Origin of the sequence: Streptococcus sp. 9.1(2021) (assembly GCF_030466425.1) — a bacterium.
Taxonomy (GTDB): Bacteria; Bacillota; Bacilli; order Lactobacillales; family Streptococcaceae; genus Streptococcus; species Streptococcus wuxiensis.
Window position 1 is genome coordinate 606,975 of the sequence record NZ_JAGQFU010000001.1, and the last position, 26,062, is coordinate 633,036.

Here is a 26,062-nt window from a genome sequence, read left to right on the forward strand (position 1 = left end):
TGTCACTTTTTCTTAGAGCTGTGCTTCATACTCGCTATAAAGTTTTGCACGTTTTTCACTAGCATCGATATTTAACACAAAGGCGATAGCTACTGATAGAACCAGGAGACTATTCCCCCCTTGAGAAAGGAATGGGAAGGTTACCCCTGTTGAAGGGATCAATCCTGAAATCCCTCCGATATTAACGAATACCTGAATTAAAATCATCCCACCAATACCGATTGCTACCATAGAGTTGAACGGATCTTTTGCTCGTACCCCCACTAAAATAATACGAAGAATTAGGAAGAATAATAGAGCTAAAATAAGACTGGCACCAACAAATCCAAACTCTTCAATTACAATAGAGAAAACAAAGTCCGTGTGTGCCTCAGGTAGATAGCCTCGTTTTTCGATAGAGTTTCCTAATCCTAGCCCAAACCATCCTCCATTTACCATAGCATAGTATGAATTTGCCAATTGGTGTCCTGCACCAGCGACATCATCAAAGGGATTAAAGAAAGCACTGAATCGTTTAGCTACGTATCCAAATACTGGAATCTTAGAAAACTTCTCAACACCAATAAACTTAATGGTTGTTAGAGAAACAAAGGATAAACTGGTCAATACTCCAAGAATAGTTGCAAACCATCGGTGAGCTATCCCACTAATTGAGTACATCAACAATGCTACTAAAAAGAGAATTGTAGCATTTCCAAGGTCAGGGAAAATAGCCAAACTACCAATCATGACTAGAAGTACAAACCGCCAATCGTTAAAGGATCTAGGCAACCATTGGTTTTGAGTTAAAACTTGGAAATCATAAACGGCAATTTCTTCTTGTTGTTTTGAAAAACGTTGAGCCAAGTACCAAATGATGATAATTTTCAAGTATTCCGCAGGCTGAACAGTAATAGGTCCTACTTTGATCCAACCGTAAGCACCATTGATGGGAATACCAATCAAACGAGCTAAAGCTAGTAACACTAACTCAGCAAACATAACGATAAATAACAAACGTTCGTTTCGAAGAAAACCAAGTTTCAGTTTATAGATTACTGCAATAAGCAACAAACTAACAATCCAAAACAAGCCCTGATTTCGAACCAATTGAAAGGCGCTCTTACCCTCCTGAATCAAGGATGCACTCGTTGTCGAATATACCACTATCAATCCCAGAACGGATAAGAGAATATAGGGCACTAAAATAGAGTAATTCAACAGGTGCCTTTTACTAATTTTCATATTTCACCATCCACTAAATTTTTAATTTTCTATTAATTCTAGTTTTACATGCTATTATACCACTTTTTAGACTAGAAAAAAACTCTTATCCGTTAAAGCCTAGAATTTAAGCTTTTAGAATTCACAAACATTTATTTATATTTTGGGATTTTAGCTAAGAAATCTCCAAAAAAACTCTACCTTTCAAGAGTAGAAAGATAGAGTTTTCATCTTTAGTTTGAAGATGTTGTTGTCGTTTCAGCTGCAGTTGTGGTCGTTTCAGTTGCTGCTGATGTTGTTGTCGTTTGAGTTGTTGTATCACTTTGAATGTACTGAGTAAAGATATTTTGGAAGGCTTGATCTTTAACCTTGATATTTGCTGCCTGCAACTCTTTACTAATTACACCTTGAACAAAAGTAGCATCATTTTGTTTTTGAGTCAGTATAACTGTCTTCAATTTTTCTTTATAATCTTCCCAGTTAGAAGATTTTTCTGTTTTCTTGGTCAATTTCACAATATAGAAACTGTTTGAATAAGCTTGCGTACCTGGAGCTGTGATCACATCTGAGATTCCATCAACATTTAGGGCAAAGGCTGCTTTTTTAACAACGTCTGGCAATTCTGTTGATGCAGAGTCGAAGGTGATTTCTCCACCATTTGCTTTTGTCTTTTCGTCAGTTGAATTATCCTTAGCCAATTGTGCAAAGTCAGCTCCAGATTCTTGCGCTTTAGCAAGTACTTCTTTAGCCTTATCTTCACTGTCAAGTTTAATCACTTGAGCAGTTACTTCTGGTGTGTACTCATCGTAAGCTTTTTTGTAGTTCTCATCTGTCAATTCAGCTTCTGCAGCTTTCTTAACAGCATATTCAACTAGTTTACTTGTACGAATTTGAGCTTTACGGCTTTCTGCTGTCATACCAGCACGAGAAAGAACGATTTGATAGCTATCACCATATCTTTTTTGCTCTTCTGCTACCGCATCTTCTACTTCTTTGTCACTTACTTCAGATCCATATTGTTTTTCAAAAACTTTTTGGATTGTCATATTGAGCAAGATTTGTTGAGCAGTTGGGTTGTTTTTCACTTCTTCATAAAATTGGTGCTCAGTGATGACATCACCCTTCATACTGATGAGGTCAGCTCCTTGAGAGCTATTTGAACAAGCAGCCAAAGTAGCTACTGATAACAAAGTGATGGCACCAGCCAATAATTTTTTCTTCATGTTTACTCCTTTTTATACACTAGATAAATGTTTACCTTATCTATTTTACTAAATTGTCTTAAAAATATCTGAAATTAATCAACATCAGGCAGTTCTATTTCTGCTTGATTCTTTCTTAGCATCAAGATTCCATCTCCAAGAGGAACTAGACTAGCTGTTAATCCTGGATTGTTTAGAGTTGCGTCAAATAGTCTTTGCAAACCACGATAAATGGTTCGTTGCCCGCGTCGGACTTCCATAATATCCTTAGCAATGTCTCCACCTTGGAAAATATCATCCAAGACAACTACTCCACCAACCTCAAGGTGTTTTAGGATTTCTGGCAAAAATACGATGTATTTGGATTTTGCAGAATCCATAAAAACAAAATCATAGGTCTCTGTCAATGTTGACAAAACGTCTACCGCATCGCCTTCCAAAAGAGTGATTTGTTGGCGATTATCAAACTTGGCGAAATTTTCCTTGGCAAAACCAATCATTTCAGGATTCCGATCAATGGTTGTAATTTTAGCCTCTGGGGCATGTTGAGCCATCAAAAGTGCTGAAAAGCCAATTGCCGTTCCAATTTCTAAAATATTTTTTGGTTGAATTGTTTCCATTAGAAAACGGAAATAAGCGACTGTTTCATGAGGAATGATAGGAATATTCTCCTTGCGAGCAAAGTTTTCTAGTTCTTTTAAAGAACCAGTCACCTGCTCTTGTCTGTGGCGCATAAATTCCACAATCTCATCCTTAACAACAGGCCGTCGCATGTTATGGTTAGCATTTTTACTGTATGACTCAACCATTTTATGCTAATCCTAATTTTTCAACAAGGGCTTCGAACTCATCCAAACGGCGTTCAAAGACTGCAAAGGCATCATTAAGATAGTCTTCTTTTTCCATATCAACACCAGCTTTTCGCATGATATTAAGAGGATAGTCTGACTTCCCAGCCTTGAGGTAATCAATATAACGGTCACGATCATCTTGACTACCATGAACAATCTTTTCAGCCAAGGCCGAAGCTGCTGCAAAGCCTGTTGAATATTGATATACATAGTAATTATAGTAGAAATGAGGGATACGAGCCCACTCGTACTGAATTTGAGGGTTGTCTTCCTTGCTCAAGCCATAATATTCTTGGTTCAAGTCAGCATAGAGATTGTTTAAGAACTCGCTTGTCAAGACTTCACCATTTTGATCGGCTTGGTGAATAGCATGTTCAAATTCAGCAAATTGAGTTTGGCGGAAGACTGTTCCACGGAAACCATCCAAGAAGTTGTTTAGAATAGCGAAGCGTGTTGCGTCATCTTGAACTTCTTGCAATAATTTTTCAGTTAAGATATTTTCATTGGTTGTTGAAGCAATTTCTGCCAAGAAGATTGAGTAATCTCCGTATACATAAGGTTGTGTTTCACGCGTGTAGCTAGAATGCATACTATGACCTGTCTCATGTACAAGAGTAAAGAGATTGTCTAGGTTATCTTGCCAGTTAAGAAGCATGAAGGCGTTAGTATCGTAGGAACCACCAGAGTATGCACCTGAACGCTTGCCTTGGTTTTCATACACATCAATCCAACGTTCGCTAAAGGCGCGTTTAACACGACTCAAGTAATCCTCACCAAGAACAGCCAAAGAATCTTCTGCTTTCTTCAAGGCTTCCTCATAAGTAAAGCTGTATTCTACTGAAGACAGTGGTGTATAGACATCGTACATTTTAAGATCTGGAATACCCAAGATTTTTGAACGAAGTGCGAGATAACGATGCAATAATGGCAAATGCTTACGAACAGCAGATACTAAGTTGTCATAGACACTTTCTGGAACAAAGTTGGTTGCAAGAGCTGCTTCACGCGCACTCTTGTAGTTCCGAACTTTTGCACGGTAGTTTTGTACTTTTACATTGGTCTGCAAGGTTTTAGCGTAAGTGTGCTGGTATTGCTCATAGGTAGAGTATAGTGCTTCATATGCACCACGACGAACTTCACGGTTCTTAGATTCTACTAAGCGCATATAGACACCATGTGACAACTGCACTTCATTTCCATCTTCATCTTTAACAAATGGAAAGACGATATCTGCATTATCTAAGATAGCAAAGGTTTCACTAGCTGCCCCGAAGATTTCACCAGCACCTGCTAACAACTCTTCTTCACGTTGTGAAAGGACATGTTCCTTATTTTGCAAGAGTTTATCAAAGAAGTGTTTATAAGGCTTGAGTTTTGGTTCTTCTGCTAAAAAGTTTTGATACAGCTCTTCAGTAATTGCCATAAATTCTGGCTCATAGAAAGAAAAGACTTGATCTAGTTGACTGTATAGAGTCATTGCCTTTGCATAATATTCTTGATATTTAGCAACTCGTGTATCCTGGTCGTTTTTCATATGAGCGTAGACATAGAGTTTTTCAAGACGACGGCTCAAATCCAAATAACGCTCTGTAATATTTAATAGGCTCTCTGCGCTATCCAAAAGATGCCCTTCAAGACTAGCTGCTTGTTTTGTATCTTCCGTTAGTAGGGCTAGTTCTTCTTCCCATTTTTGGTCTGTTTCAAAGATAGTGGACAAATCCCATGTATCTTTTTCATTGATTTCATTTCGTTGTAATACCATAAATTTCCTCCATCCTTTCTATTTTACCATATTTTTCGAGAAATACTGCTGATAAAAGGCAGGTGGATAGAGCTTTTGTTGTTGATTTTGTGAATTCAGTTCATAATAAGCCTGAAAGCTTCGATAATAATCATATAGATTTTGACTTATCTGACAAAAATGACCATGTTCTATCGGCCTTACTTGGGGATACCAGTCCTGTTTTTTTAGATTTAAAAGATTTTCTCCTCTCAAGTAAGCTTGGGCTTGTTGTTTCATCCAATAGGGATTTTGATAGTAGAGTTGTTTTTGAATGAAACGACAAATGTTTTTGTCCTGTTCAACTGAAAAAGTAATAAGAGCTTGTTGCTTATATGGACTACGTAAAATTTCTAGGAGATTTCCTTTGCCATAAGAAAATTCCTTGAGCTGATAATGGAGTTTCCCTTTCAAATCTTGGTGAAGGAGGTACTTGAGCCTCAAAACTTGTTTTTTATGATCTAACTCCCAAAGATAAAATCCCATATTATTACTAAAGTAAAGAAAATCTCTTTGAAGTTTAGTTAGTCGATCTTTAGGCCAGAGCTTTTCTCCCAGTAGCCAAAGAACTTGAATTCCCAAACTTCGATAACCATTGCTTCTCTCCCGTAAAAGTTCGCAAGAAATATGACTACACTGAACTTCTAGTGCTATTTTATTATTGATAAAGATATCTGCGATTTGCTTAAGTTCAGGAATCGAATATTCCATTTCTACTTCAGCATCTTTCTTAGCCCAATTAAAAAGTGCCACCTTATTCTCCAAATGTTCTGGTCCTTCGTTCTCATGATAAAAATCACAACTTTTTAAACTTTCATGCGCAAAATGAGTTCTTACATTTTTTCCTTTTTTCAAGCGAACACTCGTTCCGCAAGCTGGACAATAATAAACTTGTTTCTTTACTTCATTCTCTAAAGCGTTAATTAAGTTACCCTTTTCATCTCTAGCTATAAACATATATCCCCCTTTTCTACTTTATTCGAAAAGGATAAGAAAAGAGAGTGGGACAGAAATCGGTAATTTGTTAGAATTCGATTTCGTCGTCCCACCTCCGCACAGTTGAGTAGGGCTGTAAAAGCTGATGAAATCAGCATAGTAGAGCCCACTCAACCACTGCGTCTTGCTCGACAATCCAAAGACAATTGAGAGTCTAGAACTATTATCCCAGACTCTTCTTCACTATAACATCTAGTATCATTGACGTTTGTTCTTCATATATTTCCGTAACATGGGAATAAGATTCTGTATTTGATCCTGCTTTATCACCATTACACCATATTCCTGACAACGATTACTGTAAACGGGGTTAATCTTGCCTGAGCAAACAATTATTTTCAAACAATTATCACCTGCAAAATGATTGGCATAAACTTCAAGTTCGTTAATAGCTTCAACTGCTAGATCAGTCATTTTACAAGAAATGAAAACTACAGAGTGACCTTTACGAAGAATAACATCAATCTCATTTTGAACATTGTCAGCCTCAGGAAAAATCCCATTCCAGTCAATTTCAGTACCAATCATACATTCATTAAAATACTCCGACTCGAGAGCTAGTAAATAGATATACAATTCTAAAATATGCCCTTTAGTTCGACATAACAGATGTGCTTCTGGTGTTGGGAATGTATAAGTGACAGTATCCGTTGTTTCCTCTTCTACTTTCAATAAATTAGCTTTTGTGAACAAAGGAATCAAGCTACTGGGGTAAGAATAAATTTTTCTATTACTCTTTAAAACTTTTGCTGTTTCAGCGTGAAAATCATTTGTTTTTGCCAGTGCAAAGAATTGGGTAATCTGATACCATTTTTCAGGATTTTCGATAGCATATTTGGCCAATTTTTTAATAGCTAGCACTTGCTTATTAGAATGCTGAGGCCTTCTTGATTTAAGGACTTTTCCACCACGTAAAGCTATCAATTGTTCAATAGATAAACTAGGAATCTCTAACTTTTTATCATAAATCTTATCCCTTTCCCAGGCATACTGCATTCCTTGTTCTACATCCATAGCAATAATGGGAATACCTTTCTCCAAACCATACTGATATAGAACTATCGCTAATAGATTATCTCCACCAAAAACATCGATGGTCACTGTCTCAAAATCATTGATAAATACGTCTAATTCCTGGCAGATTTTTTCTAGGTGAAATTGTCGAAAATGTACTTGTTTTAAGTGTGGAACTTGTTCCATTAGAAAATGCTTCAAGGATAGCTTCTCTTCCTCAGCAATTTTTCTTGTAGAAAGATATAAAATCTCATCACAATCACTGACAAAAGCCTGATAGACATTTTTCTCAATGGTATGACGGTCGTACAGTTCAATTAAAAGACTAGTCATCCTAAGACCTCCTCTACAAAAAAGTTTGAAAGAATAGTGGTCGATTAGAATCATTTTAAAACCATCACAATTCTGTTTCATTTCATCGACTTCTCCTACTTCTAGTATAGCATAAATTGAGAATTCCCTTTCTTATTAGGGTAACAAATAAGGAATAGAAAACAACTGCTCTCTATTCCTTTTTTTCATTTATTTTACTTTTTTAGCCAACATGGTTGCAAAACGTAGTTGAATACGATTTCCGTTTTCATCGCGACGGTGGAGATGGCCTGGATTTTCATTGTACTTCACTAATTCCCAGTCCTTGTAGTAATTTGCCAACTCACCCTCTTTAAAGGTAAATGGGAAGTTCACTGAGCAAGGATAATCCTCCGTGTCCATAGCACACACAATCAAATTATAACCTCCAATTGAGGTTTGTTCTTGCATGTTTCGAATAATAGCTGGAATACGATCTGCTTGTAAAAACATGAGCACAACCGTTGATACGATAAAATCATAAGTTTGTCCAATGCTAGCTGAATTGATATCGTAGATACCGACAGGCATTTCTATATCTTCTTGCTCCACAATGCTTTGCAAGATTTCAAGAGATAGCTCATTTTGATCTACAGCTGTGACATCAAAGCCTTGTTGAGCTAGAAAGAGTGCATTTCTTCCTTGACCACATCCTAGGTCTAGTGCCTTACATGGTTTTACTGTATCCATAGCTTCTAAAACTTCCGAATGAACTGGATTAGTATTGTATTTCTTAGGGAAATAATCCTCCGGTTTACAATAGAATTCCAAGTACCATTCCACATCGTCTGTGGCAGCTTCTACTCTGTGCCAGGCTTGAGATTGCACCATAGGATTATCAGCACCTGCTTTAAAGAGATGCTCAGCTATCACTTCTCCCTCTTCGGTCAACTCAATAAACTTAAGAATCCCTTTTAATACGGTAATCTTACCCCAGGTTCCAACCTTAGTATTGTGTTTTCTTTGAACAGCCTCTGGCATGGTGTCTTTATTCCAGACAGGCATGCGTTTGTAGGCAACTAGTTTTTCCATATTCTTCACTCTTTCTATCGGTGGTTAACAGCTTTCATCACACGCGCAATATCACGATCTTGCTCACGGCGTTTGATAGACTCACGTTTATCGTAATCATGTTTCCCTTTTGCAAGTCCTAAAAGTAATTTGGCATAGCCATCTTTGATATAAACTTTAAGAGGAACCAAGGTCATCCCCGTCCCTTTTGTTTCTTGCTCTAATTTCTGGATTTGTTTCTTATGGAGCAGGAGTTTACGACGACGTTCGGGTTCCTGATTCCAGATATTTCCTTCTTCATAGGGTGCAATATGCACATTGCTCAGCCAAACTTCCCCATTTTTCACTTGGGCAAACCCATCTTTCAGATTGATGCGGGCTGCTCGAACACTCTTGATCTCAGTTCCTGTCAGGACCATTCCTGCTTCTAGCGTATCTACGATTGTATAGTCGTGGTGCGCCTTTTTATTTTGCGCGACGACCTTTCCCACGCCCTTTGCCATTCTTGGCTCCTTTCTTTACTACTTCCTTATAAAAAGGTTTCTTGCTTTTTTTCTTCTTGTCTTTTGGAGAATGCTTGCGCTTATCACCTAAGCGACCAGATTTTCTTTTGTCTTCTTTCTTATCTGAACGACGCCCTCTATCCTTACGACCAGAACCTTTCAAACCTTTTTCAATGACATCAAATTCACTTGGAATGAAGGAAAAATCGATCTCACCAGTCATCTTATCCGCTCTTTCGACACGAATACGGATCTGCTGCCCAACTCGGAAAGTAATTCCTGATTTCTCCCCACGGAGGGTTAAATCGCGTTCATTAAAATGGTAAAATTCAGGTAGATTGGTAATGTGAATCAATCCCTCAACTGTATTTGGCAATTCGACAAAAAGACCAAATTTAACGATGCTTGAAACAACTGCATCATACTCTTCACCAACGTACTCTTCCATGTATTCAGCTTTTTTCATGGCTTCGACTTCACGCTCTGCCTCGATAGCACGACGCTCACGGTTGGAAGATTGAGTCGCAATCTCTGGAATGACCTGTTCAAAATGATCTGCTACATCCTTAGAACGTCCATAGTCACGAATCATACGATGAACAAGGAGGTCCGGATAACGACGAATTGGGCTGGTAAAGTGAGTGTAGTAGTCTGCAGCTAATCCATAGTGACCGTGATTATGCTCAGAATAACGAGCCTGCTGCATCGAACGCAGAAGCATCATAGACAATACATCCGCATATGGCTCTCCCTCAACAGTACTCATGATGTCTTGGAGAGCTTCCTGACTTATCTCACTGGCAGTCCCATAAATTCGCAAACCAAAGCTCGAAGCATAATCAATAAACTTCTGAACTTTTTCAGCCTTAGGCTCCTCGTGAATCCGATAGATAAAAGGTAGGTCCAGCTTGCTAAAGTGCTCGGCAACTGTTTCGTTAGCAATCAACATAAAGGACTCAATCATACGTTCAGCAACACCACGATGACGAAGGACAATATCAACTGGCTTGCCTTTTTTATCGACTAAAATCTTAGCTTCATTGGTATCAAAATTTAAAGCACCACGCTTGATTCGCATACTTTCCAAAGTCTCATGGAGATTGGCCATAAGTTCGATACTAGGAACAATTTTCTTATAGTCTTGTCTCTTCTCCTCGTCACCAGCTAAAATGTCATTGACATCACTATAAGTCATACGAAAACTTGTCTTGATAACGGTCTGCGTAATCGTATAATTCACAACACGACCCTGCTTATTAATTTCCATAATAGCAGATTGAGTCAAGCGGTCCACTTGAGGGTTAAGAGAACAGATTCCGTTTGAGAGGCGCTCTGGCAGCATTGGAACTACACGGTCTGTCACATAGACAGAGGTCGCACGATTGAGAGCTTCCTTATCTAGAGCAGATCCCTCTGTCACATAGTAGGAGACATCGGCAATGTGAACACCTAGTTCGATATTTCCATTTTTCAATGGTTTGATATGAACAGCATCATCCAAGTCCTTAGCATCCGCTCCATCTATGGTAAATGTAATTTCATCTCTCAGATCTAGACGTCCGTTCAAATCCGCTTCAGATGGTGCATCTGGAACGCTCTCTGCTTCCTTAAGAACAGCCTCTGGAAACTCTGACACAATATCCATTGATTCCAAGACCTCGAGGACATCAATCCCTGCATCTGTAGAATGTCCAACAACATCTAGGACACTAGCGACAAAAAAATCGTGTTTCTTACTTGGGTACTTATCGATAAAGACCTTGAGAACTTCTGTACCGTCTAATTGAATAGCTGGTTTCTTAACGTAGATTGGTTGACTAATCTTTTGATTTTTTGAACGGATGTAACCTGCATACTTGGGTTTTTCCTCATCAAGAACGATTTGACCAACAACCGTCGTCAAACTGTGTTCTAAAATATCGATAATCTTTGCTTCAGCTGCAGTTCCTTTTTGGCGATCCGCAACCTTCTTGATTACAATTTCAACAGTATCGCCATCAATGGCATAGTTCACATCATTTTTTCCTACAAAAAGATCGTCTTCCTCACCTTCGAGACTAACAAAGCCGAAGCCATTTTTATGGGCATGAAAAGTTCCTTTAAGAGTAATCTCGTGTTTCTTCTTTTGGTCCAAGGTGAGACTACCATCTTCTTCAAAGCGAATTTGGTGCTTTCTCTCCATCAGGGACAAGGTTTTAATGAGCTCTCGAAAATCCTTGGAACCATCCTTTCCAAGAGCTTGGGCCAAGTCATTTACAGTGACTCGTCCTTTTTCTTTTAAATATTCTTTTATTCTATCTTTCATGTTTTCTTTCTAAATTGTAAATTTTTTTGGTGTAAAACCTTATTTCTTTCAAAAATAAAAATAGGCAAAGACCTAGTCTCGCCCATTATTTTCTTATCTACTTGATAATACCGTCAATGCTAAGGCAATGGCTAGCCAGAAAAAGACTAAGATTCCTGTCAAACGTTGCATTACGGCTTCAAAACCACGCGCTTTGCTACGTTCAAACAAGTCACCAGAGCTGGCATCAAATACATTGCTAGATTGATTTTTAGTTGGTTGCATAAAAATTGCAATCACAATCACAACAGATAATACTAATAAAATGGTTAATAATAGGTTATACATATCAAACTCCTTAAAATCCCTATTATTCTACCATAATTTCTACTTAGATTCAAGATGTAGCGTCACTTTTCTTTCTTTGGGACAATATTTTAAGACTTCAATCTTATCTGGATGTGTTTTGGAGTTCTTACTGGTTAGATAATTCATGCTGCCACAAGAGGAGCATTTTAGATTAATTTTTACACGCATTAGATTTTTTTGTATTTGATACTATTTCAATCTAAGATGATTTGAACAAACAATACCAAAATTCTCCTTCCTAACAATGTTAATTTATAGACACATTTCTTCAAGCAACTGAACTACTTGAGCTATCAACTGTTCCTGATTTCCATTATTATCTAGACTATGACTAGCCAGACTAATTTTTCTTTCTAAAGGCCATTGAGAGTTTAAACGGGATTCAGCTGCTTCTTTTGAAATTTGGTCCCGTTTCATTAATCGCTCCAATTGAACATCACGATTTACATAGACTAACCAAGTTTCGTAAAACCATGAAGCATAGTTCTGCTCAAAAAGCAGAGGAATATCCATGAAAAAGAGAGCTTCTGTTTGAGCCAAATGATTTCGTAATGCAGCTAACTCCTCACGAATAATCTCACCTTGGGTTATCTTAGACCATTCTTGCTCTTCAGGATTTGAAAAAATAAGGCTACCAAGCAAGGGGCGATTCAGTTCACCATTTTCAAGAAGGATTTTCTCCCCAAAATGCTCCACTAAAACCTGATAGAGTCGTCCACCTGGTTTTTGTAGTTGGTGGACGACTGCATCCGCATCTACAACTTGAAACCCTTTTTGTCTTAAAAATTCTGTTACAGTGGACTTACCTGACGCAATACCACCGGTGATTCCGATTATTTTTCCCATCACTTTCTCCTTTGACACTTAGGACAAAAGTGAGTTCCACGACCACCTAGTTGAATTTTTTCGATGATGGTTTCACAACGCGAACAAGCTTGACCTGCCTTGTCGTATACTTGATGGAATTCCTGCATGGTGCCATCTTCTCCAAATGCATTGGTATAAGTGCGAATTGTTGAACCACCCTTTTCAACCGCCTGACCTAAAACATTGATCGTTTCATCATGTACTTTTCTAGCCTCTTGTGCTGTTAAACTATTAGAGGTTCTAGAAGGATGGACTTTCGCTCTCCAAAGAACTTCATCAACATAGATATTTCCCAACCCTGCAACCAAAGTCTGGTCGAGAAGATGCGATTTGATTGGTTTTTTAGATTTTTTCAAGGCTAGTTTAAAACTCCCTAAATCAAAATCCTTCTCAGTGGGTTCCGGACCAAGTTTTTTTGAAATAAAGTAAGCTTCTAAAAGCTCAGGAGCAAGCAACTCCATAGTTCCGAACTTACGGACATCCTCATAGACTAAAGTCCCGCCATCCTTAAAATGAATCAACACATGTGCATGTTTGCGTTCTGGAACTTGGTCTGGGTAATAAAAATACTTGCCTTCCATTCTCAAGTGAGAGATTAAAACTTTGTCGGATAAATAGAAAAGCAAATACTTGCCACGACGTCCCATTGTTTGAATGACTTGACCAGGCATTTCCTTCTGAAATTCATGCAAATCAGTTTTAATCATCTTGGGGTAACGAATGTCAATGTTTGAAATCTTCTTCCCCAGAATCAATTTTTCCAGACCACGTCGGACAGTCTCAACTTCTGGTAATTCAGGCATAGCTCCTCCTTCTTTAAAAACAAGAAGCAGGCTCCTGCCCACCTCTTCTTAATATTCTTTTTCGTTGTAACCAAAATCGGCAAGATCTAATTTCTTATCGCGCCAATTTTTCTTGACCTTGACCCATGTTTCTAGGAAGACCTTGTCTCCTAGCATGAGTTCGATATCTTTGCGAGCCATGGTACCAATTTTCTTGAGCATGGCACCGCCTTTACCGATGATAATCCCTTTTTGGCTGTCACGCTCAACCATAATGGTTGCTCGGATATGAACCTTGTCAGTCTCTTCATCTCGTTTCATAGAATCAACCACTACTGCAACTGAGTGTGGAATTTCCTCACGCGTTAAGTGTAACACTTTTTCACGAATCATCTCTGATACTAGGAAACGTTCTGGGTGATCGGTGATTTGATCTGACGGGAAATATTGGAAACCTTCCTCTAAGTTTCCGCTCAAAATATCGATCAAACGCGAAACATTATTTCCTTGTAGAGCTGAAATCGGTACAATTTCCTTAAAGTCCATCTGATTACGGAAATCATCGATTTGCGCCAAAAGTTGGTCTGGGTGCACCTTGTCAATCTTGTTTACCACGAGAATGACTGGTACTTTAGCAGCCTTGAGGCGTTCGATGATCATATCGTCGCCCTTGCCTCGTGGTTCATCTGCTGGCACCATAAAGAGAACCGTATCGACTTCTCGAAGAGTGCTATAGGCTGACTCCACCATGAAGTCTCCAAGGGCTGTCTTAGGTTTATGAATCCCTGGCGTATCGATAAAGACGATTTGTTCCTTATCAGTAGTGTAGATTCCCATAATCTTGTTGCGCGTTGTTTGCGCCTTATCACTCATGATGGCAATCTTTTGCCCCATGACATGATTCAAAAAAGTTGACTTCCCGACATTGGGACGTCCTAAAATAGCTACGAAGCCTGATTTAAATGTCATAGTTACCTCTATAAATGTTTAAAATAGCAAATCCCAAATCCTAGGGATGAAAATGATAAGTCCAGTCACTGCAGCAAATAAAGACACTACAAGAACTGCACCTGCAGCCATGTCTTTAGCCTTCTTTGCAAGCATATCGAAGTGATAATGGCTAGCCAAATCCACTACATTTTCAATAGCAGAATTTAAAATCTCAAAAGCAATTACTAAAAAAATGCTTAATAGGAGAAAGAGCCATTCAATTCTGGAAACTTGAAAAACAATGCCTGCAAGTAGAACTAAGAGAGAAGTCACTGCATGCTTTCTCATATTACGCTCTTCTTTTATGGCAGTAAAAATACCTGTCAGGGCAAAATCTAGACTTGAGAGCAAGTCACGATTCTTCCATTTTCGTTTATTGTCTTGTGAGTCCATAGGCTGTTAAAATTTCTTCTTGTAAACCGAACATCTCCGCTTCTTCTTCCGGAGTGTAGTGATCATAACCGTTTATGTGTAAAAAACCGTGCACAGCTAAAAAGCCCATTTCACGTTCGAAACTATGCCCGTAGTCTTCAGCTTGCTCATGGGCCTTATCAATTGAAATGAATAACTCGCCGATATAAGAATCAAATTCTGACATCATTTCTGCTAAGTCAGGATCTTCTGCCAAATCCTCTTCGTCAAAGGTAATCTCTAATTCAGGTTTGTATTCAAGGCTAATAACATCTGTTGGACGGTCAGTAGAACGAAACTCTAAATTGAGTTCATGACTGCGTTCATTGGTCACAAAAGTGACTGCCATCTCCTTGTCTTCTTTTCCAAGCTTTTTAGCAGCAAATTCCAAAATTTCTTGAGTTTGCTTTAAAATTTCTTTAGAAACCTGACCAGTTTCATCTACCATTTCAATATACATGCGTTTCTCGATTCTCTTTACTTGGCTTTATTATACCATATTTCTATGATTTTATTCTACCTTTTTGATATAATACTATGGAATACATTCATAAGGAGAGAACCATGTCATTTGATGGATTTTTTTTACACCACATGGTTGAGGAATTGCGAGCTGAACTACTAAACGGTCGCATTCAAAAAATTAATCAACCTTTTGATCAAGAATTGGTCTTACAAATCCGTAGCAATCGCCAAAGTCATCGTCTGCTCCTTTCTGCTCATCCTGTTTTTGGACGCATTCAGTTGACAGAAACGACCTTTGAAAACCCTGCTCAACCTTCTACCTTTATCATGGTTTTAAGGAAATATTTACAGGGTGCTGTTATCGAGTCTATCGAGCAGATTGAAAACGATCGAATCGTTGAAATCACTGTTTCTAACAAGAATGAGATTGGAGATGATATTCAAGCCACCCTCATCATTGAGATTATGGGTAAACATAGTAATATCCTCCTCGTAGATAAGTCTAGCAACAAAGTTCTTGAGGTGATCAAGCACATTGGTTTCTCTCAAAATAGTTACCGTACACTCCTACCTGGTGCAACTTACATAGCCCCACCAAGTACAGAGGCCCTCAATCCTTTTACTATTAAGGATGAAAAACTTTTTGAAATCCTACAAACACAGGAATTGACAGCTAAAAACCTTCAAAGCCTCTTTCAAGGTTTAGGCCGTGATACAGCAATTGAATTAGAGAATTTATTAACTGATGATAGACTTTCCAATTTTCGTGACTTTTTTAAGCAAGAAACCAACCCATGCTTAACTGATAAGTCTTTTTCTTGTGTCCCTTTTTCAACTAAAATTGAAGGACATTTTTCAAACTTATCTCAACTTCTTGATGTTTTTTACAAAGATAAGGCAGAACGTGATCGTGTCAAACAACAGGCTAGCGAACTCATTCGTCGTGTTGAAAATGAACTACAAAAAAATCGGCAAAAACTGAAGAAGCAAGAAAAAGAACTTCAGGCTACTGAAAACGCTGAGGAGTTCCGACAAAAAGGCGAGTTACTAACGACTTTTCTTCATCAAGTTCCAAATGACCAAGACCAAGTCGTCTTAGATAACTACTACACCAATCAGCCTATCACGATTTCTCTCGATAAAGCTTTAACACCAAACCAAAACGCTCAAAAATACTTCAAACGTTATCAGAAGTTAAAAGAGGCTGTCAAATACCTGACTGATCTAATTGAAGAAACAAAGGCTACTATTCTCTATCTGGAAAGCGTCGAAACAGTCCTCAACCTAGCTGGGCTAGATGAAATTGCTGAAATTCGTGAAGAATTAATTCAAACAGGCTTTATTAGAAGACGCCAACGCGAAAAAATTCAAAAGCGTAAAAAGCCAGAGAAATATCTGGCTAGCGATGGTAAAACCATTATTCTCGTTGGACGAAACAATCTCCAAAACGAGGAATTAACCTTTAAGATTGCACGCAAAGAGGAACTTTGGTTCCATGCTAAGGATATACCAGGAAGCCACGTTGTCATCTCAGGAAATCTGAATCCTTCTGACGAAGTCAAGACGGATGCTGCAGAACTAGCTGCCTACTATTCGAAAGGACGCCTTTCCAATCTCGTTCAAGTTGATATGATTGAGGTTAAAAAACTCAATAAACCAACTGGTGGGAAACCTGGTTTTGTTACCTATACCGGTCAAAAAACTCTTCGTGTTACACCTGATTCCGAGAAAATTGAATCCATGAAGTTGTAATATCAGTCTTATTTTAATAATATTATTACTTCACTTTTACACAAAAATAGGAGGGGAGCTCAATGCTACGGCATATTAAACCAACTATAACTATTATATTCGGAGCTGCTATCTTCGCCTTCGGACTTACTTATTTTGTTGTTCCACATCACTTGTTCGAAGGTGGAGCAACAGGGATAACCTTGATTACCTACTATCTCTTTAATATCCCTATTTCGCTGATGAATATCTTAATTAATATCCCTCTCTTCCTACTAGCTTGGAAAATATTTGGACTAAGATCACTGTATTCCAGTCTACTTGGAACCATTGCCGTCTCCGTCTGGTTAGCTATCTTTGAGAAAATTCCTCTCCAGTTTAACCTTGAAGGAGATCTCGTTGTGGTTGCTTTAGTAGCTGGTGTCCTCCTAGGTGTTGGACTCGGTGTTATTTTCAACGCGGGTGGAACAACTGGTGGTACTGATATCGTCGCTCGTATCCTTAATAAATACACCAATATCTCTGTTGGAAAATTGCTTTTTGGACTTGATTTTCTGATTCTGATGCTGATTTTAATCATCTTCCAAGACCTACGTCTTGTAACCTATACTCTCTTATTTGACTTCATCGTTTCAAGAGTTATTGACTTAATCGGTGAGGGTGGATATGCTGGAAAAGGATTTATGATTATCACTCAAAAACCGATGGAATTAGCTGATAAAATTAATGAAGAACTCGGTCGTGGTGTTACCTTTATCTCAGGACAAGGCTACTATAGCCAAAAGGACTTAAAGATTATTTACTGTATTGTCGCAAGAAATGAAATTGTCAAGATGAAAGAAATGATTCATACAGTAGATCCGATGGCCTTTATCACTATCACGGAAGCTCACGAAATCCTTGGAGAAGGGTTTACTTTCCCAGCAAGAGACGAGGTTTCTTAACCTAAAAATAAAAAAGTAACTTCAATAGTTGAAGTTACTTTTTTTATTGACATATCATCAATTATTTTTCTGCTGTAAGTGCAGCCATTGTGATGTAGTTGTATGGTTTATTGAAGTGTGGCAAGAAGAATAGGTCTGTCAATGCTAATTTATCAATTGTAACGTGTTCTTGAATAGCAAGTGAGAACATGTGAATTCCCATGCTAATTGCTGAATCACGAGATACCATTTGAGCACCAAGGATTTCACGGCTATCTTTATCAAAGACGATTTTGATAGCTACTTCATAGTTGTCATGCTTCATAAATTCTGGTTTTTGAAGGTCGTTGAATCCAGTTTCAGTTGCGTTGTAACCAGCAGCTTTTGCTTTTTCAAGTGTCAAACCAGTTGAAACCATGTGAAGACCATAGATTGAGATACCATTTGATCCTTGAACACCGATTCCTTCAAGCTCATGTCCACAAGCATTGTAAGCACCTACGATACCAGTACGAACAGCGTTTGATGCAAGAGCGATGTAGCTAGTGTCTTTACGAGCGTTGTCATAAACAGTCGCACAGTCACCAACAGCATATACACCTGGGATAGATGTTTCTTGTTTCTTGTCAACAAGGAAAGCACCGTTACGGAAGAGTTCAATCTTACCATCAGCAAGTGCAGTGTTTGGGCGGAAACCAACTGCAAGAACAACCATATCCACATCAAATGTTTCTTTGTCAGTGATCAAGCGTTCAACTTTTCCTTCACCTTCGATAGCTTTAACAGTTTGACCAAGTGCCAAACGGATGTTGTGGTCTTCCAAGTTTTTAGCCATCAGTTGTGTGAAGTCTTTGTCATAGTATCCGTTCAATACAGTGTCAACGATATCAACAAGGACAACTTCTTTTCCAAGACGTTCAAAAGCTTCAGCAAGCTCAACACCGATGTAACCACCACCTACAACAGCGATACGCTCAAGGTGTTTGCTCTTGTCAGCAAGTTTGTTGATAACTTCTTCTGCGTTTTGGTACAATTTAACGAATTGTACGTTTTCAAGAGTTGCTTTGAACTCACGGTTACCTTTAACGATTTCAACGCCTTCGATTGGTGGCAAGATTGGAGTTGAACCAGTCGCAAAGATCAATTTGTCATAAGACTCTTTGTGTTCTTGACCTTCAACTTCTGCTGTTACAACTTTGTTGTCGTAGTCAATTGAAAGAACTGGTGAGTTCATGTAAACTTTAGCACCTTTCGCTTCCAATTTTTCTTTGTCAGAGTAGAACAAACCTTCAGGTCCGTCAATTTGTTCACCAATCCAAAGTGCCATTCCGCATCCAAGGAATGAAATGTTTGAGTTTTGGTCAAATACAACGATTTCGTTTTCGTTTCCAAAGTTATCCAACATTGTGTTGATACATGCAGTTCCAGCGTGGTTAGCTCCCACGACTACGATTTTACTCATAAGATAAATCCTACCTTTATTTTTTTATTTACCTCTCAAGTATACCATTATCTGTGAACGTTTTCAAGACTTTTGACCAGTTTGATGTTATTTAAGAAAGTTTTTGAAAGATATATCAACTTGTTTTCAAAGAGCTCTTATTGATTTGGAGCTGTTTTTATTTTTTTAAGCATATTTCTTGACTTTTTGTAAAAAATGATTTGTGAAAACGCTGACTTTATGATATTCTATTTATATGGAAATAGATTATAAATTTTAAATTTCTCATTCTTTCAAGATTTATAGCTATTTCCCAGTGATTTGAAGGGAGTTGATTCTTTGCCTCTTAGTTCATCATCTGAGCGATTAATGGGAACTACGATTACTATTTCCTTAGTACATGAACAAGCCGATAATCTTCTCCGTCAAGCTTTTGATTTGCTCAAGGAACTTGAATTCCGCTTCAATGCTAACAGTACTGAATCTGAATTAATGGAAATTAACTATCAGGCAGGTATCGCTCCAGTTAAAGTCCACCCTGATTTGTTTGAGCTGATTTCATTAGGTCTAGAACACAGTCTAGCACCTAAAAGTCATCTCAATATTAGTATAGGACCTTTGGTTCAAACCTGGCGTATCGGTTTTTCCGATGCAAAGGTTGCAAGCCCTGAAGAAATTGCTCAAGCTTTACCACTAATAGACCCTCATTTTATTATACTCGATTCAGTCAATTCTACGGTTTTCCTAGAAAAAAAGGGAATGAAAATTGACTTAGGGTGTTTAGCAAAGGGGTACAGTGCAGATAAGGTTGCAGCTTTCTTAAAAGAAAACGGCGTCACTTCTGCTCTTATCAATCTTGGAGGAAACATCCTCACAATTGGGAACAATCAATCAAAAGATGGACGTCCGTGGCAAATCGGCATTCAAGATCCAAATAATCCACGCGGTAATCACCTGATAACCTTGTCTATTACTGGAAAATCAGTGGTTACATCTGGGATTTATGAACGGCATCTTGCAATCAATGGCAAGGATTATCATCACATTTTCGATAGTGAAATAGGCTATCCTATTGAAACGGATTTAGCTAGTTTAACCATAATATCTGACCGCTCTGTTGACGGCGAGATATGGACCACACGATTATTTGGAGAACGCAGCGCCTCTATTATGTGGCAAGTCGAAAATATTGATGGTATCGAAGCCATCCTCATTGACAAAGATGGACACCTAGCTTGTTCATCTGGTATCCAACGATAAATCATTAATAATGCAAAAAGAGAAAGGAAAGCCCATGCTTAAACTTATTGCTATTGTAGGAACTAACTCAAAACGTTCCACAAACCGCCAACTGCTTCAATACATGCAGAAACACTTTGCTGATAAAGCAGAAATCGAATTGGTAGAAATTAAAGATCTACCTGTATTTAACAAACCAGCTGACAAACAAATCCCAGCTGAAGCTACGGAAATCGCTGCTAAAATCGAAGCTGCTGATGGAGTTATTATAGGTACTCCAGAATACGACCACTCAATCCCGGCTGTTCTTATGAGCGCTCTTGCTTGGATTTCATATGGTGTATTCCCGCTTTTGAACAAACCTGTCATGATTACAGGTGCTTCATATGGTACACTCGGTTCATCACGTGCTCAATTGCAACTTCGTCAAATTCTTAATGCTCCTGAAATCAAAGCAAATGTTCTCCCAGATGAATTCTTGCTTTCACATTCTCTTCAAGCATTTGATCAAAATGGTGACTTGGTAGATCTTGATGTCATCAAGAAATTGGATGCCATCTTTGATGACTTCCGTGTCTTTGTTAAAGTTACTGAGAAATTGCGTAACGCACAAGAGCTTCTTCGCAAAGATGCTGAAGATTTTGATTGGGAAAATTTGTAAGATAGGAGATCGAAAGAATGAAATTTGTTGGACTTGTTGGATCAAACTACGATCAATCATATAACCGCAAACTCTTGGAGTTCATCCGCCGTCAGTTTAAATTTAAATTTGAACTAGAAGTTTTGGAAATCGATGAAGTTCCAATGTTTAACCAAGACGAAAAATGGGACGAGAGCTTCCAGTTACGCCTTCTTTACAACAAAATTACTCGAGCTGATGGTGTGATTATTGCTACTCCAGAGCACAACCACACTATTTCTGCTTCACTTAAGTCAGTCCTTGAATGGCTTTCATACGAAGTTCATCCATTTGAAAACAAACCAGTTATGATTGTGGGTGCTTCATACTACGATCAAGGAACATCACGTGCTCAAGTTCACCTTCGTAAAATTCTTGATGCACCAGGAGTAAATGCCTACACATTACCAGGTAATGAGTTCCTTCTTGGAAAAGCCAAAGAAGCTTTTGATGCAAAAGGAAATATTATTAACGAAGGAACTGTTAAATTCCTTGAAACTTGCTTAGATAACTTTGTCAAATACGTAGGAGTCGTATCTAATTTGAAAAAACCAAAACCAATTGAACCAGAAGACTTGGATTGTGGAAAACCAATTGCCACAACTATTACAGAAGTTGACCCTGATGATCCAGAATGGGTAGAAAAAGTTGCAGAAATTACAGGTGCTGTTTCAGGTGATACATACGTTAAACTTGACCATGGTATCCTTACAGTTAACCAAATCGATATGTTCTTGAAAGCTATGCCTTTTGAATTGACATATGCTGATGACAACAACCAATTCCTATACTACAACAACGCTCATCAAGATCCAGAAACAATGTTTGCGAAACGTGTGCCACCTCAATCTGGTAGCCGTATGTCAACAGTTCACGGATCACTTCCACCTGCACGTATGAAAAACGTTGAGTGGGTTATTGGTACGCTTCGCAATGGCAACCAAGAATACGTACGTACAATTGTTCCTGGTTCACCTGCAGGTGTTATCAATACTCACAACTACCAAGCTATGTACTATCCTGATGGATCATATGCTGGTATCAATGAAATTGTCTTTAACTTCCAACCATGGCTTGACTGGTACTTGAAAGAAACTGGTCAACGTTTGGTAGGCGGTAGCGGACCTTTTGCTCCTGCTGCTGGAGGTCACGGAGATGCCGATGCTACTTCTGGTGCATCTGACGCTGGAGGACATGGTGATGGTGGCCACGGAGCTGCTGATGCTACTTCTGGTGCAAGTAACTAATAAATAACAAAAAGGAATCCAAAATGGTTCCTTTTTTATAATAGAAATCTCGGTTCGCACATACAAACCGAGAATTTTTTTATTTATGAATTCGGATCATCAAGACTACGGCCGTGTAAACCTTTTTCGCGTTGTACTTGACGAAGTTTTTCAGGAGTCACATCATTACCATCTTCATCGACGATTTTGATTCCTTCAACGTGATGACGAACTGAACGACGATAGCCTTCGATGTATTCTTCACGAAGTTTGGCTTGTTCTACTTTTTCTTCCGCAGTCAAGCCTTCTGTTTTTTTCTTCTTAGCAAGTTCATTAATACGAGCGATTTTTTCTGGTGTCATATTTGGACCTCCGATCTATTTTTCAATTACTATTTTGTATTAAGAAGGTTAAAAGCAGCCACTGTTTTTGCTTTATTGACAAGTTCAGCTAGAATAGCCAAACGATTATTCTTAACATCAATATCCTCTGCCATAACCATGGTATTGTCAAAGAATGCATCAATAACTGGACTAAGAGCAAATAGTTGTGTTAATTTATCGCTTGCTGAACCTTTCAATTCTAGGTTTTCTACCGCTTGAGCTAGTTCTTTTTCCTGTTCATTTTCAAAGAGACTTACATCAACTTTGACTGAACCTTCTGCCTTTTCTGCTAGGTTAAAGGCACGAGATAATGACTCAACTGATGATTTGTAATCTTCAGTTTTCGCAGCTTCTGAAAGAGCTTCTGCTGCTTCAATCATATCAGAGACAACAAAGTTTGAACTTGCGAGAACAGCCTCTTTAATATCTTTTGCAGTAGAACCCATCATCTTATCAACACGAGCTTTGATGAAGTTAAGCACTTCTTCTTGGTTATCGTAAGTTAAACTATCAAACGATAAAGCATAAAGACTCGCAATCAACTCGTCCATTGGAATATGCCATCCAAAGTCTTCTAAGATTCGAACAATCCCTTGTGTTGCACGACGAAGGGCATAAGGGTCGTTTGAACCAGATGGAATCAAACCAACAGAGAAGAAAGATAAGAGAGTATCTAATTTATCGGCTAGTGCAAGTATTGCTCCAACTTTAGATTCAGGAAGAGCTCCGTCTGCTGAGTCTGGAAGGTAGTGTTCACGGATTGCTTGTGCCACTGCAGCATTTTCACCTGCAAGAAGCGCATACTTCTCACCCATGATCCCTTGAAGCTCATCAAATTCACCAACCATACCAGTTAAGAGGTCAAATTTATAAATGGCTGCAGCACGAGCAAGATCAATAGATTCATCAACTGATAGACCAGCTTTTTCTGCTAGCAGGATAGCAATTTGCCCTGTACGAATCATATGTTCACGAAGTGAACCAATCTTTTCATGGAAGGTAACGTGTGAAAGTTTAGCAACTAAATCTTCAATCTTGAGTTTTTGGTCTTCACGCCAGAAGAATTCTCCATCTTCCAAGCGGGCAACCAAAACTTTCTCATTTCCTCGAATGACATTTTCCAAGTGTTCAGCATTTCCGTTACGAACTGAAATGAAGTTTGGTTTTAGATTTCCTTCAAGATCACGGACAACAAAATAACGTTGATGAGTTTCCATTGAAGTAACCAAAACTTCTTCTGGGACTTCTAGGTATTTAGGATCAAAATTACCCATAAAAGCGGTTGGATATTCGACCAGATTCAAGACTTCATTCAAGAGTCCTTCATCAATTTGTACCTGAACACCTTCTGATGCTTCAATTTCCTTAATTTGTTCACGAATCATATTTTCACGTTCAATGCTATCAGCAATGACATAGACTTTGCGTAAGTCTTCTTCGTAACTATCAGCATGACGGATTTCAACTTCATGTCCAAGGAAGCGATGTCCTCGACTCACTCTGCCTGAATGAATATCTAAGAAATCTAGTTCAAGAGCTTCATCATCCAAAAGCACTGTCAAAGTGTGGACTGGACGGATATATTCAAAAGTATTGTTTGCCCAACGCATGCTAACAGGGAAACTTAAGCTAGCCAAGACTTCTGGAATTCCAGTCAGAACTTCTTCTGCTGGTTTTCCAGCTTCATGCTTAGTTACATAGACGTATTCTTCACCTTTGATTTCACGAAATTCAATGTCATCTACAGTCAAGCCTTTTCCACGGACAAATCCTTGTGCTGCTTTAGAAAAGTTTCCTTCTGCATCCAAAGCAATTTTCTTAGAAGGCCCTTTAAAATCTTCAGTCAAATCAGTCTGCTGGTCTGCCAATCCAAGTACACGAACAGCCAAACGACGTGGTGTTGAGAAAGTTTGAATTCCTTCGTATGAAAGGCGATTTTCATCTAAGAAAGCTGCCATTTTTTCACCTAGTTGTTTTTCAGTTGGTGTGACAACGTAGGCTGGTAACTCTTCGAGTCCTAGTTCTACTAATAAGTTTTTTGTCATGTTTTTTCCTTTACACAATTAATGTTCTTCAACAAGACCTTTAGTAGTGGGGGACGCAAGCAAACCTTCGGTTTCATTGCTAACTGTCAAGCCTTAAGTCTCGTCAGTTCCCCAGTCGGATAAGAAACTTCTTATCCGACTTTCACTACAGCGATCTTGTTTTATTTAGCGACCTACGGTCGACTTTCAGTCATTTATTCCTGTAATTCTATCTATTCTTCCTCTTCTGCTAGGAGTTTCGCGCGTGTGGCTTCGTCGAGAAGTGGGTATCCGAGTTTTTTGCGTTCTGCGACGAAGGTTTTAGCAACGACACGGGCCAAGTTACGGATGCGGGCAATGTAACCGGCACGTTCTGTAACTGATACCGCTCCACGAGCGTCAAGCAAGTTGAAGGTATGTGAACATTTCAAAACGTAGTCATAGGCTGGGTGCACAAGGCCTAATTCCAAAGCACGTCCAGCTTCTTTTTCAAACTTTTCAAAGTTTTCAAGAAGCATATCTTGGTCAGAAACTTCAAAGCTGTATTTTGAATGCTCATATTCTGGCTGAAGGAAGATTTCTCCATATTTAACACCTGGAGCCCACTCAATATCGTAAACTGAGTCTACTTCTTGGATATAAGAAGCTAAGCGTTCCAATCCATAAGTGACCTCGGCGGTAACAGGACCTGTTGCTAAACCACCGACTTGTTGGAAGTAAGTGAACTGGGTGATTTCCATACCATCAAGCCACACTTCCCATCCAAGACCAGCTGAACCAGTTGATGGATTTTCCCAGTTATCTTCAACGAAACGAATATCGTGTTCCAATGGGTTGATTCCCAATTTTTCCAAAGACTCAAGGTAGAGTTCTTGGATATTTGATGGAGATGGTTTCATAACTACTTGGAATTGGTGGTGTTGGTAGAGACGATTTGGGTTTTCTCCGTAACGACCGTCAGCAGGACGACGAGATGGTTCTACATAAGCCGCATTCCATGGCTCAGGACCAATGGCACGAAGGAAAGTGTAAGGACTCATGGTTCCCGCACCTTTTTCGTTATCATAAGCCTGCATCAGCATACAACCCTGGTCATTCCAGTATTGTTGCAAAGTCAAGATAATCTCTTGGAAGGTTAGTTTTTTAGACATTATTAACTCCTTTTTTAAATTCTAACGACTTTGGATACAAAAAGAACCGTGTCTTTGCTCCTAAGTCAAGTGACCTAGGGGCGTCAAAAACGCGGTTCCACCCTAATTTATTACTTCATTATTTTTTATTAAAATACCAAAAGCGCCACACTTATCACTCAATCACCTGACTCTCACTATCTCAGG

The 26,062-nt window shown here is 38.7% G+C and carries 25 protein-coding genes; 5 read left to right on the forward strand and 20 right to left on the reverse strand.

Going from position 1 to position 26,062, the window contains the following annotated elements:
* Positions 1 to 12: 12 nt before the first annotated feature.
* From KBU52_RS02995 to ybeY, 16 genes are all read right to left on the reverse strand, one after another.
* Positions 13 to 1,224, reverse strand: coding sequence for an FtsW/RodA/SpoVE family cell cycle protein (locus KBU52_RS02995; protein ID WP_254724267.1), 1,212 nt, complete (start codon positions 1,222 to 1,224; stop codon positions 13 to 15).
* Positions 1,225 to 1,436: 212 nt separating this feature from the next.
* The gene (gene prsA, locus KBU52_RS03000; RefSeq protein ID WP_254724268.1) at positions 1,437 to 2,426 is read right to left on the reverse strand and encodes a peptidylprolyl isomerase PrsA; all 990 of its coding nucleotides are present in this window, start codon (positions 2,424 to 2,426) and stop codon (positions 1,437 to 1,439) included.
* 74 nt (positions 2,427 to 2,500) lie between these two features.
* Complete coding sequence (locus KBU52_RS03005; protein ID WP_074324722.1) at positions 2,501 to 3,214, reverse strand: O-methyltransferase; 714 nt, start codon at positions 3,212 to 3,214, stop codon at positions 2,501 to 2,503.
* 1 nt (position 3,215) lies between these two features.
* Positions 3,216 to 5,018, reverse strand: a complete 1,803-nt coding sequence (gene pepF, locus KBU52_RS03010; RefSeq protein ID WP_254724269.1) for an oligoendopeptidase F — start codon at positions 5,016 to 5,018, stop codon at positions 3,216 to 3,218.
* Positions 5,019 to 5,036: 18 nt separating this feature from the next.
* Positions 5,037 to 5,993, reverse strand: a complete 957-nt coding sequence (locus KBU52_RS03015) for a competence protein CoiA (RefSeq protein ID WP_254724270.1) — start codon at positions 5,991 to 5,993, stop codon at positions 5,037 to 5,039.
* Positions 5,994 to 6,230: 237 nt separating this feature from the next.
* Positions 6,231 to 7,379 carry a hypothetical protein gene (locus KBU52_RS03020; RefSeq protein ID WP_254724271.1) on the reverse strand — a complete coding sequence of 383 codons (1,149 nt, stop codon included), beginning with the start codon at positions 7,377 to 7,379 and terminating at the stop codon, positions 6,231 to 6,233.
* Between the two features lie 189 nt (positions 7,380 to 7,568).
* On the reverse strand, positions 7,569 to 8,429 hold the full coding sequence (gene tehB / locus KBU52_RS03025; RefSeq protein WP_254724272.1) for an SAM-dependent methyltransferase TehB: 861 nt from the start codon (positions 8,427 to 8,429) through the stop codon (positions 7,569 to 7,571).
* 14 nt (positions 8,430 to 8,443) lie between these two features.
* On the reverse strand, positions 8,444 to 8,911 hold the full coding sequence (smpB, locus tag KBU52_RS03030) for an SsrA-binding protein SmpB (protein WP_235084073.1): 468 nt from the start codon (positions 8,909 to 8,911) through the stop codon (positions 8,444 to 8,446).
* Positions 8,874 to 11,216, reverse strand: coding sequence for a ribonuclease R (gene rnr, locus KBU52_RS03035; protein WP_254724273.1), 2,343 nt, complete (start codon positions 11,214 to 11,216; stop codon positions 8,874 to 8,876). The genes smpB and rnr overlap by 38 nt, the downstream gene beginning before the upstream one ends.
* 93 nt (positions 11,217 to 11,309) lie before the next feature.
* Positions 11,310 to 11,543: a preprotein translocase subunit SecG gene (gene secG, locus KBU52_RS03040; protein WP_000282517.1), complete on the reverse strand. Its 234-nt coding sequence runs from the start codon at positions 11,541 to 11,543 to the stop codon at positions 11,310 to 11,312.
* A 39-nt stretch (positions 11,544 to 11,582) separates the two neighbouring features.
* Complete coding sequence (gene rpmG, locus KBU52_RS03045; RefSeq protein WP_007519517.1) at positions 11,583 to 11,732, reverse strand: 50S ribosomal protein L33; 150 nt, start codon at positions 11,730 to 11,732, stop codon at positions 11,583 to 11,585.
* Between the two features lie 84 nt (positions 11,733 to 11,816).
* Positions 11,817 to 12,410 carry a dephospho-CoA kinase gene (coaE, locus tag KBU52_RS03050; protein ID WP_254724274.1) on the reverse strand — a complete coding sequence of 198 codons (594 nt, stop codon included), beginning with the start codon at positions 12,408 to 12,410 and terminating at the stop codon, positions 11,817 to 11,819.
* Entirely contained in the window at positions 12,410 to 13,234 is an 825-nt protein-coding gene (mutM, locus tag KBU52_RS03055; protein ID WP_254724275.1) for a DNA-formamidopyrimidine glycosylase, read from the reverse strand. The genes coaE and mutM overlap by 1 nt, the downstream gene beginning before the upstream one ends.
* Positions 13,235 to 13,282: 48 nt before the next feature.
* Positions 13,283 to 14,182 carry a GTPase Era gene (gene era, locus KBU52_RS03060; RefSeq protein ID WP_254724276.1) on the reverse strand — a complete coding sequence of 300 codons (900 nt, stop codon included), beginning with the start codon at positions 14,180 to 14,182 and terminating at the stop codon, positions 13,283 to 13,285.
* Positions 14,183 to 14,200: 18 nt separating this feature from the next.
* Complete coding sequence (locus KBU52_RS03065) at positions 14,201 to 14,596, reverse strand: diacylglycerol kinase family protein (RefSeq protein WP_004252647.1); 396 nt, start codon at positions 14,594 to 14,596, stop codon at positions 14,201 to 14,203.
* The gene (gene ybeY / locus KBU52_RS03070; RefSeq protein ID WP_254724277.1) at positions 14,577 to 15,074 is read right to left on the reverse strand and encodes an rRNA maturation RNase YbeY; all 498 of its coding nucleotides are present in this window, start codon (positions 15,072 to 15,074) and stop codon (positions 14,577 to 14,579) included. Before ybeY ends, KBU52_RS03065 begins: the two co-directional genes overlap by 20 nt.
* A gap of 104 nt (positions 15,075 to 15,178) precedes the next feature.
* Between ybeY and KBU52_RS03075 the strand changes: the two genes are divergently transcribed.
* Together KBU52_RS03075 and KBU52_RS03080 are read left to right on the forward strand one after the other, a co-directional pair.
* Positions 15,179 to 16,831, forward strand: a complete 1,653-nt coding sequence (locus KBU52_RS03075) for an NFACT family protein (RefSeq protein WP_254724278.1) — start codon at positions 15,179 to 15,181, stop codon at positions 16,829 to 16,831.
* Positions 16,832 to 16,893: 62 nt separating this feature from the next.
* Positions 16,894 to 17,754 (forward strand): YitT family protein, encoded by an 861-nt coding sequence (locus KBU52_RS03080; RefSeq protein ID WP_074324730.1) that lies wholly within the window; start codon positions 16,894 to 16,896, stop codon positions 17,752 to 17,754.
* Between the two features lie 61 nt (positions 17,755 to 17,815).
* Here the strand turns inward: KBU52_RS03080 and nox are convergent, their stop codons facing one another.
* A complete protein-coding gene (gene nox, locus KBU52_RS03085; RefSeq protein WP_254724279.1) occupies positions 17,816 to 19,195 on the reverse strand; it encodes a H2O-forming NADH oxidase in 1,380 nt (459 codons plus the stop codon).
* A 318-nt stretch (positions 19,196 to 19,513) separates the two neighbouring features.
* Here nox and KBU52_RS03090 point away from each other — a divergent pair, with 318 nt between their 5' ends.
* From KBU52_RS03090 to KBU52_RS03100, 3 genes are read left to right on the forward strand one after another with little or no spacing between them, the layout of a single operon-like run.
* Positions 19,514 to 20,434: an FAD:protein FMN transferase gene (locus KBU52_RS03090; protein WP_254724606.1), complete on the forward strand. Its 921-nt coding sequence runs from the start codon at positions 19,514 to 19,516 to the stop codon at positions 20,432 to 20,434.
* A gap of 34 nt (positions 20,435 to 20,468) precedes the next feature.
* On the forward strand, positions 20,469 to 21,074 hold the full coding sequence (locus KBU52_RS03095) for an NADPH-dependent FMN reductase (RefSeq protein ID WP_049495091.1): 606 nt from the start codon (positions 20,469 to 20,471) through the stop codon (positions 21,072 to 21,074).
* A 17-nt stretch (positions 21,075 to 21,091) separates the two neighbouring features.
* Positions 21,092 to 22,339 (forward strand): NAD(P)H-dependent oxidoreductase, encoded by a 1,248-nt coding sequence (locus KBU52_RS03100; RefSeq protein WP_004252639.1) that lies wholly within the window; start codon positions 21,092 to 21,094, stop codon positions 22,337 to 22,339.
* 83 nt (positions 22,340 to 22,422) lie between these two features.
* On the opposite strand, the gene KBU52_RS03105 is transcribed toward KBU52_RS03100, so the two are convergent.
* The 3 genes from KBU52_RS03105 to glyQ all read right to left on the reverse strand — a co-directional run bounded on the left by KBU52_RS03105 (position 22,423) and on the right by glyQ (position 25,876).
* Positions 22,423 to 22,680, reverse strand: a complete 258-nt coding sequence (locus KBU52_RS03105; protein ID WP_070678121.1) for a DUF896 family protein — start codon at positions 22,678 to 22,680, stop codon at positions 22,423 to 22,425.
* A 29-nt stretch (positions 22,681 to 22,709) separates the two neighbouring features.
* Positions 22,710 to 24,746 (reverse strand): glycine--tRNA ligase subunit beta, encoded by a 2,037-nt coding sequence (gene glyS, locus KBU52_RS03110; protein ID WP_254724280.1) that lies wholly within the window; start codon positions 24,744 to 24,746, stop codon positions 22,710 to 22,712.
* 212 nt (positions 24,747 to 24,958) lie between these two features.
* Positions 24,959 to 25,876, reverse strand: a complete 918-nt coding sequence (gene glyQ / locus KBU52_RS03115) for a glycine--tRNA ligase subunit alpha (protein WP_000038760.1) — start codon at positions 25,874 to 25,876, stop codon at positions 24,959 to 24,961.
* Positions 25,877 to 26,062: the final 186 nt, after the last annotated feature.